General features: G+C 47.1%; 8 protein-coding genes, 2 tRNA genes and 2 rRNA genes. All 12 read right to left on the bottom strand.

Features of this window, described 5'->3' with window-relative positions; genetic code table 11:
* Positions 1-2 precede the first annotated feature (2 nt).
* The 12 genes from icmH to DDY07_RS20860 all read right to left on the bottom strand — a co-directional run bounded on the left by icmH (position 3) and on the right by DDY07_RS20860 (position 14,489).
* Positions 3-1,313: a type IVB secretion system protein IcmH/DotU gene (icmH, locus tag DDY07_RS20915; RefSeq protein ID WP_171697304.1), complete on the bottom strand. Its 1,311-nt coding sequence runs from the start codon at positions 1,311-1,313 to the stop codon at positions 3-5.
* A 4-nt stretch (positions 1,314-1,317) separates the two neighbouring features.
* Positions 1,318-2,658 carry a type VI secretion system baseplate subunit TssK gene (tssK, locus tag DDY07_RS20910; RefSeq protein ID WP_033159225.1) on the bottom strand — a complete coding sequence of 447 codons (1,341 nt, stop codon included), beginning with the start codon at positions 2,656-2,658 and terminating at the stop codon, positions 1,318-1,320.
* A 79-nt stretch (positions 2,659-2,737) separates the two neighbouring features.
* On the bottom strand, positions 2,738-4,105 hold the full coding sequence (gene tagH, locus DDY07_RS20905) for a type VI secretion system-associated FHA domain protein TagH (RefSeq protein ID WP_171697303.1): 1,368 nt from the start codon (positions 4,103-4,105) through the stop codon (positions 2,738-2,740).
* A gap of 730 nt (positions 4,106-4,835) precedes the next feature.
* The gene (locus DDY07_RS20900; protein WP_171697302.1) at positions 4,836-5,240 is read right to left on the bottom strand and encodes a hypothetical protein; all 405 of its coding nucleotides are present in this window, start codon (positions 5,238-5,240) and stop codon (positions 4,836-4,838) included.
* Between the two features lie 116 nt (positions 5,241-5,356).
* Positions 5,357-6,601 (bottom strand): bacterial ammonia monooxygenase, subunit AmoB, encoded by a 1,245-nt coding sequence (gene amoB, locus DDY07_RS20895; RefSeq protein ID WP_033159226.1) that lies wholly within the window; start codon positions 6,599-6,601, stop codon positions 5,357-5,359.
* Between the two features lie 98 nt (positions 6,602-6,699).
* Positions 6,700-7,449 (bottom strand): bacterial ammonia monooxygenase, subunit AmoA, encoded by a 750-nt coding sequence (gene amoA / locus DDY07_RS20890; protein ID WP_171697301.1) that lies wholly within the window; start codon positions 7,447-7,449, stop codon positions 6,700-6,702.
* 110 nt (positions 7,450-7,559) lie between these two features.
* Positions 7,560-8,312, bottom strand: coding sequence for a bacterial ammonia monooxygenase, subunit AmoC (gene amoC, locus DDY07_RS20885; protein ID WP_171697300.1), 753 nt, complete (start codon positions 8,310-8,312; stop codon positions 7,560-7,562).
* A gap of 1,977 nt (positions 8,313-10,289) precedes the next feature.
* Entirely contained in the window at positions 10,290-10,610 is a 321-nt protein-coding gene (gene grxD, locus DDY07_RS20880; protein WP_171697299.1) for a Grx4 family monothiol glutaredoxin, read from the bottom strand.
* Positions 10,611-10,742: 132 nt separating this feature from the next.
* Positions 10,743-10,858: ribosomal RNA gene (gene rrf / locus DDY07_RS20875) — 5S ribosomal RNA — on the bottom strand.
* 145 nt (positions 10,859-11,003) lie between these two features.
* Positions 11,004-13,898: ribosomal RNA gene (locus tag DDY07_RS20870) — 23S ribosomal RNA — on the bottom strand.
* Positions 13,899-14,220: 322 nt separating this feature from the next.
* Positions 14,221-14,296, bottom strand: a tRNA-Ala gene (locus tag DDY07_RS20865).
* 116 nt (positions 14,297-14,412) lie between these two features.
* A tRNA-Ile gene (locus DDY07_RS20860) sits at positions 14,413-14,489 on the bottom strand.
* Between the last annotated feature and the right edge of the window lie 37 nt (positions 14,490-14,526).

Here is a 14,526-nt window from a genome sequence, read left to right as displayed (position 1 = left end):
TCTCACTTAATCAAGATGTCGACGCGCCGATTTAAGGCTCGATGTTCAGGCGTATCATTGGGTTCCAGAGGCTCGCCGTCAGCCCTGCCTTCCGCTCTGGCCGAACCTTTTAGTTGGGCGGACGCAGTCAAAATTGCCAAGACGTTTTTAGCGCGTGCCGCAGACAAATGCCAATTGGACGGAAAGCGGGCCGACACAATGGGCTTGTCGTCGGTATGCCCGGTTACCAAAATCGAGTCTTGTTCATTCTCAAGTTCTTTGGCGATTTTTTTCAACATCGGTAAAAACTCCGGTTTGACTTGATCGCTACCGGAGGGGAAGGAATTACGAACGCGAATGATGCTATCGTCGACCGCTTCGACCATATTCTGGGCGATTTCATCGCGTAATAACGGTTTAAAGCGTTCCAATCTGTTGGCGATAACCGGTGCAGACGGAGTGATCGTAGCGGCCGCTGCCGCTTGTACCGGCTCCTTGGCCAATTTCAGTAATTCCCGATAGGCAGGATCGGATACCGAATTAATAAAAAACGCAAACCCCAGATAACAAAGCAGCAACAGGCCACCAGCTACGCTGGCAAAAACCCATAAGGGCACTTGCGTTATCAACGAGCTATTACCACTTTTTTGCCCGTGCCAGCGCGGCGACAGCTCCGTTGGGAAATCCCCTCTTACTCGCTGAATCAGTTGATACAACTCAAGACGTTGTTTTTCCAATTCGTTGGCACCATTGGCCATGACCCGATATTTACCTTCGAACCCAAAACTTAACAACACATAGCAAAGCTCGATGAGCGGTAAATTTTGCGCGGGTTGTTTCACCAGATGTTCGAGTATTTGGAAAAAGCGTTCGCCGCCCCAGGCTTCTTTATGAAATAGGATAAGCAGGCTTTGATGCCCCCAATTACTTTGTGAGCCCCAAGGCGTGTTTTGGATAATTTCATCCAGAAAAGTACACAAATCGTAGCTCGCCATACGCATGGTTTCTTGCTGAAACCCTGCATTCAAGCCACGGTTCTCGAATTCTCTGACTTCTTTAGCCAACTTTTGCTTTAGTTCATCAACTCCAGAATAGCTAACGGTTGTTCTGAGCCTAGCCGCCAAGGACAGAATGCCGGCTGATAAAGTCAATAATGAACCGCTATCCGCTCCGGAAAGCACACTGAGCGACGGAATGTTGATATTTGAGGTCTGCTGCTGGGGCGGCGGAGATGGCGGTATTTGTGTCACTGATGGCTGCTGCGGCATCCGTCCACCTGGCGAAGGCCGCAACACTGTTTTGTCGTCATCGCCGAAAGGTCCTTGTTGCACCATGTCATCACCCTTTTTTTATTGCCCAGAATTCCAACTCCAATCCCGGAAAATTACCACCAATATGAAAGGCAAAACCGCCGGAATCCATCATCTTCTTCCAGTATGGGCTTTGCTTATCCAATTCGAAATAAGAACATCCGGCGTGATACGGCAATTGCCTTGGGGCAACGGGCAAAGGATGAATTGAAATACCGGGCAGGGCAGCAGTGACCAATTGCGTGATCTCTTCCACCGGGCCAATTTTCACCTGCGGAGGGAAATGCGTGCGCAACATCTCCGAAGATACTTGCGCACTGGCAGCCAATACGTAGATTGCCTGCTCCAATAATTTCACATCGGGGCGACCCGAGTAATAAACCGACTGGCTATGTTTGGTTAACGGAATTTGAATCGCATTTTGTTCAAGCACCATGCTTAACAGGCGCCGTAGCTCATCAATTAACGGGATAAAGCAAATACGCAAGTCGTCATGCCTATATTCGGGCAACACTGCGGGTCGCTTATTTTGACGGTAGAAGGTTGCTAGATCTCCCATCAACTGCAGGCCCAAGGAAAACAAAGTTTCCGGATGTAGCAGCGCATCCCCCGCCAAATGTGCCAGCAAGGGTTCGTAACGATTGATGGTTTGCAGCAACATAAAGTCTGCAACCTCTGCGACGCCTGCACCTTGAGACGTTCCCGCCACGCGGGCTGCCAACGCCTCCCCTCTGGTATGCAGCAGACCTTGCAACTCCCGGACGAAGCCGTTCAAAATACTACTGGCTGAAGACTGCAGCACCACGGGAATGTATTTCTCATCCAGTACGACTGTTTTGTCGGCGCGCACCTCAACGATATTGGCGACCCCTAAGCACAGATAGCCTGATCTTTCTTGGTTGCCAAGCATAAGTCTCGGACGAATACTGCCTATTTGCACGGGATAACGAGCGTCGTACCCTGCATTGTTGTCTCTGACATCCCTATGAGTGATGCGGTATCTCGCCAATCCATCGGGGTTATTGTCGCTATCAACTTCAACAGAGTCAGGACGACTCAGCGGCAATGCTAAATACACTACTTCATTTGCAACGTCTTCAGAGACATCAAGTGGTAGCGGTAGTTCGTCCTCGTTTGGCAAATGGAATGGGGTACCATCCTGGAAAATCCCTCTAGCAGCTGCCAGAGTGATTTTTCCTATCGCCAATTGTCCTGCATCTAGTTTTAGCGACGAAAATCCCCAATCATAAGCCCTGATTCCATAGCAACGACCATCAATACGACTTTCAAGATAACGATCATGTTGTTGAAAGTGCTGAGGTCTAAGGAACATGCCTTCTGACCAAACAATCCGGTTATTGATTGACATACTCTATTCGGTACCGTTTATTATTTATTAACAATGACTTATGAAATTTTCGCTACCAATTCAATTGAGTTGCAAACTTTCACCGCCTCGCAAATAGACGCATCTGCTTTTCATAAGCTTCAGCGAACTCTTCCCCAAAAAATCCTTCAATTGCTTGTGTTTTCAGTTCCGGATATTTTTCGCAAAAAAGCTCCCAACACTTGGCTTTTCGCTGAAAAACAATCCCTTCGCCCAACACCTTTTCGAAGGTGTCTGGGTCGAAACGATGCAAAATCTCCCCTAGTGCAGCCTGAATACCTGCCGTCATCGCCAATTGATGAAACTTAACATCCCTGAACGCTTCAGTTACCGCATCATTTGAATTTATAAACGCGGGATTATTCGGTGCGAGCATCAGCTTCAGTACGCTTTCCACATCTGGGTTGAATTTTAGCGGGTTATTGTCAAATGAGCGGATTGTGGTGACGGAAACTCGAAATTCACTTTTCATTTCCGCGCGTGCGCGTAGAACGTCCATCAAGCCTTCGATCAAATTTCGGAATAACACACCAGTCGCTTTCATCGCCTCCGGCCACTGCTCTTCCGTCAAAAACGATTGATCTTTTATTCCCGCACCATCCAGAAACATCTTCATGAGCGTCGCATCACCCGATTTGGACCCAATAAATGGTTCCGTATTGGGTGCTAGCGTAATCTCTACACTGGCTCGCGAAGCCGCCTGCCCATCTTCACGCTCAATATTAGGCGTATTTTGGAATACGTCTTTAGAATCTAACGCTATGCTCGAAGGGATAGGCTCGGATAAATTTATTGCTTCCAAACTCGGGAACTCTAACCCGGAAGACTCGCTGAGGGGTGCATCCAACGCACCTAAGGAATCTAAGCCTTTTAAGAATTCGGCAATATCTTTACCATCTCTCTGGGGAGGTAGCACCTCAGGCGCGGTAAAGCTATCGTGAAAAGGGGAAGCAGGAGGACGCTCTCCGAAGGGAGAACTCGCTACGTTGTGCGGAATCGAGAAATTCAGAGGTTCGTTGACTATTGACTGTTGATCATTTTGAAACGGTTGGGCAAATGGTGAAGGCGAAATACTCTCGACGCTAATGGGTGAAGCTGGTGATATTTCGGCTGATGGCAGTTCTACAATAATCTCATATTCTCCGATCCGCAAAATTTCACTATCTAATAACCTTGCTTGTGCATCGTTTATATTCAGTCCGGCATTTGATAAATATGTACCATTTTTACTTGTGTCTTTTATTAAGTAAGCACCGTCCTCATAAATGATTTCAGCATGGTGGCCTGATACAAAGTTTTCCGCATCAGGCAATACCAAGGTATTTCCTGCTTTTCTGCCTATTGTTCCGCCTAACTGACCGAATTCGGCACTCAATTCAGTAGATAGTGGTAAACCTTTGTAAGAAAGTACTTTTAAGATAATTGGCACGATTGTCGTCCTACCGTTAACATTAGTTAAATAGCTTAGCAACTTACGTCAGCTTTTATCTAAAAACTTAGTCATTTTATAGCAGTCTAATCTTATCAATTGCGCGATTCTCAATCAGAAGAACAGTCATCGCAAATTGTTAGTTGTCGAAATTATAGTTATGTGATGAACGGAAAACTCGTGCTTTTGTAGCTTCTAGAATATGTCGCCTTTCAAACGAGGAATGCAAACTCAATCCGCCGACTTTGCCACTTTAATCTCATTGTAGGAACGCATTTCTATATAAAGAGATTCCTGTCGTTACTTAATATCCCGGCGAGTTGAGCCGGGATATTACAGGATCAGATTATCTTATGCGCTTGAGAAGCACCCAAACATCAAAGTAAGTAATTTACAGTTCTGTAAGATTAAGGATAACAACGGCGGTGATGCATTAAACTAGCGGCAGTTTCGGTAACGTTTCGAGCCATTAGTTACCTTTCTGATGTCGTCGCTTTGGGAGTCTCTGATTAATTCGTAACATCGAATTTCAGCGTAAATTAAATCAATGATGGGCACCTAGTTGTCTTGCAAAACCGAAGTAATCAGAGGTTCTTTGCAACATAAACTCCTTTTTATTTCATTTTTTCCTGAATATACCAACAACCCTCCTAAGACTCGCCTTGCTCATATTTGGGTTTGCATTTCACTTTTGAGTAATAACCAAAATAGCTTTCGTTAAAACGTCATCCTATTTTTTATTTTTTAACTTTTCCTCTCCGCCAGTCACTAAACCAGACATACATTCGACTACGCTTTCGACATAATTTGAATGTGCTTCTGCAAGCTCTTTGGCTGCACCGAAACTTTCTCGTAATTCGATTAATGTTTTTTGTGGGTCCGTTGACTTATTAATATCCAACATTTTCGCGTAATTTTTATATGCTTTACGCCTTTCAGGATCTAATATGAATAACCCTGGCATAGCATTCGACGAAGTATCGACGACACATTTTGTCATTAATTCCGGCTCAATTCCGTAGTCCTTAATATCTTTATCTTGCTTCATCTGTTCCAATACTACGGACTGATATTCTTCTTTTTCCGAGCAACCGCTCAGCACTAAAACCCCCAAAATTACTAGCACTTTTTTCATTTTTAACATTTTCCTGCGGTTTCCTAGCATATTACCTAAAAAAAACCCCCGCTATCTTTCAATAGCGAGGGCTTTCAATTTCTTCCTAAGTATTTCGACTTAGAACACTTTCACTATTAGATGAAAGTTGGGATCAGAGGAGCATCAACTGTTACCAATTGACGGTTACCTTTTTCATCCCAGAAGAACAACAGACCTGCGAAACGGCTGTCTGGATCGTAGATCAAGTCAGCTAAACGATATACTTCCCATGCAGCGTCAGAAGCAGTAACTTCGATTGTGCGTGTTTCGCCTGGAGCCAGAGGGCTGTTATCGCTAACAGTTAAACCTTCTTCAGCCAGCAAATCGTCTGGGTAAGCTGTATCATCTTCATGAACAGCTGGATCCAAGAAACGTACACCTGCAGTGTTGAACTCGCCCAAACGTACAGCTGAGTCGCCGTTGTTTGTGATGGTCAAGGTCATTTGCATTGCACGACCTGGTACACGGTATGTAGCGTCATCAACTTTAACTGAAACGTTAGCTTCAGGCATTTGATAAGTTTTCATGCCGCGCAACAAACCAGCTTGCAAAGGAGTTGTTACAGGGTATTTTTCGTTGGTTGCACCCATAGAGGCAGCAACGATTACCATCGTACCGACAGCGAAGATCATACCAACTTTTTTGTCGCCAGCTGAGATCAGAGAATCTGCTTTGCCTGTGCTAACAGCGATATGACGTGGAACGAACAATGGACGTTTGATCCAGAACAACAACCATGCGAACGCGATAGCAAACCATACTGCGTGCCAGAAATAAACGTTGTCCAGAGCATAGTTTTCCAAGTTGATTGTTTGACCAGTCAAAGTAGTAACTGGGTTAACAAACTCGCTCATAGAACCAGTAATGGTTACCCATTTACCTGGACCGATGATAGGGCCACCGCCTTGTACGTTCATCATAGAGTGAACGTGCCAGTCACCTGGACGACGAGCTTTCAACAGAACTTTAAACTCATAAACTTCGCCCAATTCCAGAGACACTGAACGAGGAACCAATTGACCGCCGATCCAAGAACCTGCACGGATAAATACAGGACCAGGAATACCAACGTTCAAAAATGAAACTTCTGGTTTATCAACAGTTTCCGGCCAGCCTGCGAATACCAGGAATTTACCGGAAATTGTCATAGTTTCATTAACAGGCACTTCTTCTTTTGACCAGTTCAGGTCAAACCAGTGAATCGTCCGCATACGCATGAACGCAGCCTGTGATTTTTCACCGTGAGCAGATGCTGTTGGAGCATAGAACATCGCTGCTGTCATTGCGACCAACAGTGCGACAAAGGACAGTTTTGCAACTTTGTCTTTAATTATTTTCATATTTCCTCCTCTATTACTAGAGAATCTTGTAATTAAGATCTACTGACAAACTTGTTAATTCAAATTCGTCAGATGTCATTTTCAATCAAAACTTCAGATTAGGATGCGTCGTCAGCGATGAAGTCGGTTTTAGCGAACCATCTGCCGAAGAAGTGCCACAAGAAGTAAATGATGATAGAAACGAATCCAGAGAAGAACGCTGATACAGGAGCAACGTCTTTACCGAAGGTTCTTAATGTACCTTTCTCTACCATACGGATGTACTCAGGTGTACCGGTACGTACATAGTGATAACCTTGCAAGTCAGCCAAAGTCATCATCATGCCATTGTACTCTACAGGAACGTGCAGAGGAGCAATGATTGGCCAGTTACCTGGGTAGAACAACAAGCCATAAGCCAAACCACCAACAACAGCAGTTAATGTCATGCTGTTACCCAACATCAGGACAACGTCAAGAACGATTGCGCCTGGCAGCAGGTTAGATGGGAAGCAGATGTTTACTGGGAAGTAAGTCCAACCCCAGAAGTTCATGTAACGGTTGATCCACTCACCAACCATCAGAGCAACAACAGAAATAGTTGCGCCGATTGGCAAACGGTATCTCCACCACAAGCACGCTTGAACAGCCGCAGGGAATGTAATAGAAACGATAGGTGCTACGGTTACCCACAGACGTCTATCTTTCCAGTCGGTCCAGAAGTCCCAGTCACCACCAGTCAACATATAGTGAATGTGATAACCGCCCAGAACCGTTACGAACAGTGTAAAAAGAATCATCCAGTCAAACGTACGGGAAACTTGTACCGCTTCCGCACGAGAACGTACAGCTGATTGAGATGCGCTCATTAGCTTACCTCCTAAAGAATTAAAATTATATTTTTTTTACTTTCCCTTATCCTGCCCCACCTAAGCGGGGCAAGAAAGGAGATAGTATTTACTTTTACAGACTTGACTTATTAAGCCAGATCTTTTTTCAGCAATTTGGTAATTGCCATTACTTCGGTATTCACCACACCCAGAATACCCAGAGCAGCCCAACCAAAGAATACGAAACCGTAATGCAATGGTGCAACGAACAACTCTTCCATAAACCAGAATGTGTGACCCCATTCATTCAAACCAACATTAGGCAAAATCATGAATGGACCGACAACAACAACCATATACATCAGGTGAAGACCTTCATGGTATGTAGGCAATCTTGTTTTTGCATACATGAAAGAAGCAGTACCAGTGATGATATAGATTGGGTAAGACAGATAAAATTCGATGATGTGACTTGGTGTAAAGTCAGTATCACGAACGATGGTTTGGTGCCAAGTACCGTCTTGCTCTGTGAAGTAAGAAGCGCCCCAGTAGATAGCCCAACCGTAGCAAACCAACCAGATCCAGTGTGTGAAATGACGACGCAGTTCTTCACGTGGAGTGATTGACATTACTTTACGATCACGAGTTTTCCATAGATAGCCGTTGATACCTGCGAACAGGACAACTTCACAAACGATCTCGATGTACAGCATGTTCATCCAGTAAGTTTCAAACTCTGGAGCAAACGAGTCAAGACCAGCTGACCAGCCGTAGACGCCTTCGTACCAACGAATGAAAGAATAAAAAACCAAGTACAGGGTGATACCTGCCCACAGGTTTTTTTGATTTAAAAGCGGTGCTTCCGCAGCATCAGCCTTAACTGATTCAGTTGTAGCAGCCATTTCTACCTCCTAAAAGATTATCTAAATCCCCGATCAAATCGGGAGTTCTTTGTTTTTCCATGTTATTAGCCTTCATTTCGAAGACACCCCGGTCCCTTGAGGTGCGTGGCAGTCTACCACTTGCCAAATCCTTGTCAAGATAAATTAAGCTAATTTAGCTGGGTGCGCGCTGTCACCCATTTGCAATTTTACTGTTAACAAAACTCGAACACCTATTTAAGCGACGTTTCGATAAAATTCCCGTTCGAATTCAATTAGGATAGATAGGTTACCAAATACTGTGCATGTGATAAGTCGCAGCCTAATTGATTGGATCCAAACTCCGCCATCTATCGCCTCGCATTTTTTCTTACCCCCCCACTTGTGTTTCAGGCACCAAAAAAACATCTAGCTCAAAACGTAGCGATCCAGTAAAAATTCACACCCAAGTAGTTTAATAAACCTTCACTTTGCGAAATGGATGAAACAGAATGACGGCATTATGAAGCTGTATTCAAACTGCAATTAGGGAAAACGATTCAGGAGCAACGGCTGAACGGTGACCCAGATTTGCCTGGACCTCTAGCAGAATGAGAAGATAGGGGGCGATGGGGCAAGCAGGTGTAAGCCGAGCAATCGGACCAACCGCGAATCAGCAATTGCGGACGGATAATAAATTACTAAAATAGATCTCGGCTTCTTATGCATTGTAGCGGCCGCCGACAGCAAGAATAGCCTACCACTGTAAGATGTTGCACAGCGCGACAACTACCAATCACGCCGAGACTATCCGAGACGCAACCGACTATATCGTCAATTTCTAGAACAACCAGACTTGCATTCGTTATCGGATTAACTGCTCCCTTAGCGCCTCTCAGAAAAAAGGCGCCCGAAGGATCAAAGTTATATCCTCACATTAGATCTAACCTGAGCTTTTGAAAAAATCAGTTTCAAAAATTGCTCAAAGGCGAGCTAGTAACGGGATTGCGCTTGACGTGATGCTCCCAAAGATGCTGTTGGATGGATTCCGGAATGTCGAGTTGATCGCGGATGCGCTTGTAAGGCCGTTGCGGGGCGTAGTATTTTTATTGATTTTGACTCCGTCGTGGCGTTTTTCTCTGTAGTGGCTGAGGACAGGGTGTCGAGGGTGGTCGGTAAGATAGCGAACCGAGTGATGATTGAGAAATTCAGAACCATTGCTCGAGTCCGGGTATCGCAATCGAAGCCCTTCAACGGGAACAGCTACAAACCGGATCTACTCCAGAACACCTTGAGAGCTCTTATTCCAAGTGCCCATACTTCGGTTCAGCCAGCTAAAAACCCAGTCATGGCTAAGGTCCAGACGAAATCCCAGGCCACCAAATTGCCGCAGTGAGCAACCGTACCGACCTCTACTAAGCTTGGCGGAGCTTCGTCTAAATGATGCTTGCGAATGGGATTTTGAGCGGTTAACAGCTAGCCAGGCTTAATGCCGGACAAACCCTTGGGATGTAGGACGCGCAAATGATTGGGTAAGCGCCCAGGATCGCCGCCTTCAAGCGCCTGCCAAACGGTTGACGCTGTTGAACCCGATGCACTTCAACGGTCCTGGCAACACCTCGGCTTGATATTTTCGCTTGGGTCCAGGCCGTTTGGCTGGCGAAGCGGCTGGTTTGGCATTTCGATTCAGCAAACGAACGCCGCGAAACCGTGGAAACGAAACATTATCAAACGCAGGTTGAATAGCCCCCAGAAGCCGCAGGCCGGGCAGGTTTTCGCAGCAAAATGTAAAAAACTTGCATGGCATCGCGACACCACTTCAAGTCATGCGACAGTGAACATCCTACCTCGTGCTGGGTCGGAACGAGGTGACGTGGACAAAATCGGAGCACTGAAGGCATAAACGGTCGCGTCATTTTTGCCGATTTTTCTAACAAGATGCCTAAAAAAACTGCCGGCAAAATAGCGACTCTCCTGTAGCGTTTTCTTTAATTGGCACACAGAACCAAGACTGCAGACCTATAGCTTTGCGGTCACGCTCGCCAGCATATTATTAAGCTCACCTTTATTAAAGAGATCGATGACGATGTCGCAGCCACCGATTAATTCGCCGTTGATATACAGTTGGGGATAGGTAGGCCAGTGCGAGTATTCTTTTAAGGCTTCACGCACTTCAGGGTCTTCGAAGATATTGATGTGGGCATAATCCGCATTGCAAGCCTGCAAGACTTGCACCACCCGGCTGGAAAATCCACACTGAGGGAAGTCCGGGGTGCCTTTCATGTATAAGACCACAGGATGGCTGGCTAATTGGGCTTGGATTCTGTCTATTGCACTCATGCGTTTTCTCGTTAAACATTGATGAGAGGGGATTCTAACAACCCCGTCCGCAAAAGAGAAGAGAGCAGCAGTGGGGTGATTTTGGGTCAAAAAAAAGCCCTGCTATGGGTAAGCAGGGCTTTTGGTTTAAGAGCTTGGCGATGACCTACTTTCACATGGCAACCTGCCACACTATCATCGGCGCTAAGCGGTTTCACTTCCGAGTTCGGGATGGGATCGGGTGGTTCACGCTTGCTATGTTCACCAAGCAAACTGGTTAGGCTGTTGTAGCAGCCGTCATGCGCAGGTTTTAAGCGTTTCGCTTTGACCTGCTTTCATGGAAATCTGTATCGAGTGTGTCGTTATCTTGCGTTTATCAGCGTGTCAGTGACACCCAAACGCATTGGGTGTTATATGGTCAAGCCTCACGGGCAATTAGTACACGTTAGCTACGCCCATTACTGGACTTCCACACCGTGCCTATCAACGTCGTAGTCTCCGACGGCCCTTCAGGGGACTTAAAGTCCCAGTGAGATCTCATCTTGGGAGGGGCTTCCCGCTTAGATGCTTTCAGCGGTTATCCTGTCCGAACGTGGCTACCCGGCAATGCCATTGGCATGACAACCGGAACACCAGAGGTTCGTCCACTTCGGTCCTCTCGTACTAGAAGCAGCTTCCCTCAAATCTCAAACGCCCACGGCAGATAGGGACCGAACTGTCTCACGACGTTCTGAACCCAGCTCGCGTACCACTTTAAATGGCGAACAGCCATACCCTTGGGACCTGCTTCAGCCCCAGGATGTGATGAGCCGACATCGAGGTGCCAAACACCGCCGTCGATATGAACTCTTGGGCGGTATCAGCCTGTTATCCCCGGCGTACCTTTTATCCGTTGAGCGATGGCCCTTCCATACAGAACCACCGGATCACTAAGACCTACTTTCGTACCTGCTCGACTTGTCCGTCTCGCAGTCAAGCACCCTTATGCCTTTGCACTCATTGCCTGATTTCCGACCAGGCTGAGGGTACCTTCGTGCTCCTCCGTTACTCTTTAGGAGGAGACCGCCCCAGTCAAACTACCCACCAGACACTGTCCCTAATCCAGATAATGGATCGAGGTTAGAACTCCAAACATACCAGGGTGGTATTTCAAGGTTGGCTCCACGAGAACTGGCGTTCCCGCTTCAAAGCCTCCCACCTATCCTACACAAGTAGGTTCAAAGTCCAGTGTCAAGCTATAGTAAAGGTGCACGGGGTCTTTCCGTCTAGCCGCGGGTACACTGCATCTTCACAGCGATTTCAATTTCACTGAGTCCCAGGTGGAGACAGTGTGGCCATCGTTACGCCATTCGTGCAGGTCGGAACTTACCCGACAAGGAATTTCGCTACCTTAGGACCGTTATAGTTACGGCCGCCGTTTACTGGGGCTTCGATCAAGAGCTTCTCCGAAGATAACCCCATCAATTAACCTTCCAGCACCGGGCAGGCGTCACACCCTATACGTCCACTTTCGTGTTTGCAGAGTGCTATGTTTTTGCTAAACAGTCGCAGCCACCGATTTTTTGCAACCCCCTTCCGCTCCAGTCGCGAGGACCTTCACGTAATGAGGGCATACCTTCTCCCGAAGTTACGGTATCATTTTGCCTAGTTCCTTCACCTGGGTTCTCTCAAGCGCCTTAGAATTTTCATCCCACCCACCTGTGTCGGTTTAGGGTACGGCCACTAGTAACCTGAAGCTTAGAGGTTTTTCCTGGAAGCAGGGCATCTATCACTTCGCTGTTCTTTCGAACCGCTCGTCATCACGTCTCGGCATAGAGCACCCCGGATTTGCCTAAGATGCATGCCTACCTGCTTAAACGGCCACTTCCAACCGACCGCTGATATAGCCTTCTCCGTCACCCCATCGCAGTTACTACTGGTACAGGAATATTAACCTGTTTTCCATCGACTACGCTTTTCAGCCTCGCCTTAGGTGCCGACTAACCCTGCGTCGATTAACGTTGCGCAGGAAACCTTGGGTTTTCGGCGAGGGGGTTTTTCACCCCCTTTATCGTTACTTATGTCAGCATTCGCACTTCCGATACCTCCAGCCGACTTCTCAATCGACCTTCGCAGGCGTACGGAACGCTCCTCTACCACTCACACTTACGTGTAAATCCGTAGCTTCGGTACTATGCTTAGCCCCGGTAAATCTTCCGCGCAGACCGACTCGACCAGTGAGCTATTACGCTTTCTTTAAAGGATGGCTGCTTCTAAGCCAACCTCCTGGCTGTCTGTGCCTTTCCACATCGTTTCCCACTGAGCATAGATTTGGGGACCTTAGCTGACGGTCTGGGCTGTTTCCCTTTTCACGACGGACCTTATCACCCGCCGTGTGTCTCCCGTGCTGGCACTTGCTGGTATTCGGAGTTTGCATCGGGTTGGTAAGTCGGGATGACCCCCTAGCCGAAACAGTGCTCTACCCCCAGCAGTGATACACGAGGCGCTACCTAAATAGCTTTCGAGGAGAACCAGCTATCTCCGAGCTTGATTAGCCTTTCACTCCGATCCACAGCTCATCCCCGTCTTTTTCAACAGACGTGGGTTCGGCCCTCCAGTTAGTATTACCCAACCTTCAGCCTGGCCATGGATAGATCGCCCGGTTTCGGGTCTACACCTTGCGACTAAACGCCCTATTAAGACTCGCTTTCGCTACGCCTCCCCTATTCGGTTAAGCTTGCCACAAAATGTAAGTCGCTGACCCATTATACAAAAGGTACGCAGTCACCCCACGAAGGGGCTCCCACTGCTTGTACGCATACGGTTTCAGGTTCTATTTCACTCCGCTCTCCGCGGTTCTTTTCGCCTTTCCCTCACGGTACTAGTTCACTATCGGTCAGTAAGGAGTATTTAGCCTTGGAGGATGGTCCCCCCATATTCAGTCAAAGTTTCACGTGCTCCGACCTACTCGATTTCACTAGAAAAAGGTTTTCGTGTACGGGGCTATCACCCTGTATCGCCGGACTTTCCAGACCGTTCCACTAACCTTATCCTAGCTTAAGGGCTAGTCCCCGTTCGCTCGCCACTACTTAGGGAATCTCGGTTGATTTCTTTTCCTCCGGGTACTTAGATGTTTCAGTTCTCCGGGTTCGCTTCAGTGAGCTATGTATTCACTCAAAGATGACGCGCTTATGCACGCCGGGTTTCCCCATTCGGACATCTCTGGATCACAGCCGGTTTGCAGGCTCCCCAAAGCTTTTCGCATGCTACAACGTCCTTCATCGCCTCTTACTGCCTAGGCATTCACCGTATGCGCTTATTCACTTGACCATATAACCCGAATACGTCTGTACTTTGGCTATACTGTCAGCTGACATTTTCGCTGATTTTTTCTGCTTGAGAACGACATGCTGTTTGCTTTCCGCCTTTCCCTTTCGAGACAGACCTCATTCAAACCGCAACTCGTTTTAGTGTTGATCATTGCTGATCATTACTATAGTTACAGATTTCCATATTGTTAAAGAGCTATCGGTACGAGTACCAATGCTATAAAGTCTTTATCTGCTACCACCGAAAAACCCTATAGCGTTGATGTTCACCCACTATTTTTCTTACATTTGACGAACTGGTTAACCCTCAGCGTTCAGCATGATGGTGGAGCCAGGGAGGATCGAACTCCCGACCTCCTGCGTGCAAGGCAGGCGCTCTCCCAGCTGAGCTATGGCCCCTAAAGCAGACTAAAGCCAAGACTCAAGCCGAAACGTGACTAAGCACAGCGCCAGTTATTCTAACCAGGCGTGTGGTCTGATTGTGTTTCGCCTTATTGCTTTCGCCTTTTATGCGTTGGTGGGTCTGGGAGGAGTTGAACCTCCGACCTCACCCTTATCAGGGGTGCGCTCTAACCAACTGAGCTACAGACCCAGGTGCGTCTTTCAATCGAAATAATTTGTTGTGAGTA

The organism is Methylomonas sp. ZR1 (assembly GCF_013141865.1).
In the GTDB taxonomy this organism is placed as follows: domain Bacteria; phylum Pseudomonadota; class Gammaproteobacteria; order Methylococcales; family Methylomonadaceae; genus Methylomonas.
Note: the sequence above shows the minus strand (reverse complement) of the source record. Positions and strands in the feature narration are given on the sequence as shown.